A 733-nucleotide genomic window follows, 5' to 3' on the forward strand; every position below is an offset into this window, starting at 1 on the left:
AAGGTCCTTGTAGTTGGCAACACCTTCCAGTTCCGTGATCACCGGTGTGGTGAACGGATCCCGCTGTGCCAGCTTGGTGCCCTTCTCGACCTTCTGACCATCGTCCACCAGCAGGGTGGTACCATAGGTCAGGCGGTGACGGGCACGTTCACGGTTGTTGGCATCGACCAGAACCAGTTCGGAGTTCCGGCCCATGACGACCAGCAGACCCTTACTGTTCTGAACCACGTTGCGGTTATCGATCTTGATCGTACCGTCATGGGATGCCTCGACAGAGGAAACCTCGGCCACCTGCGCCGTACCACCAATGTGGAACGTCCGCATGGTGAGCTGCGTACCCGGCTCACCAATGGACTGGGCGGCAATAACACCGACAGCCTCACCGATGTTGACCGGAGTACCGCGGGCCAGATCACGACCATAACACTTGGCGCAGATACCGCCCTTGGTGTCACAGGTCAGAACGGACCGGATCAGGACCTGTTCCACGCCGCACTTCTCTGCCTGCAGGGAAGCGGCTTCGTCGAACATGTCGCCCTTGGCAACGATAACTTCGCCGGTGTTCGGATCGAGGACATCCTCGTTGGCGGTCCGGCCGAGAAGACGATCGCTGAGGGTCGCGATGATATCGCTGCCTTCAACCACTTCACGAACGGTCACACCGCGATCGGTTCCACAATCAACCTCAACAACCACACAATCCTGTGCAACGTCCACAAGACGACGGGTCAGG

General features: G+C 58.8%; 1 pseudogene. It reads right to left on the bottom strand.

From position 1 onward, the window contains the following. Positions 1 to 732 (bottom strand): annotated as a pseudogene (locus QQJ79_RS15580) (DNA-directed RNA polymerase subunit beta'); the annotation flags it as partial. Position 733 lies beyond the last annotated feature (1 nt).

The organism is Brevundimonas denitrificans (assembly GCF_030160755.1).
Taxonomy (GTDB): Bacteria; Pseudomonadota; Alphaproteobacteria; order Caulobacterales; family Caulobacteraceae; genus Brevundimonas; species Brevundimonas denitrificans.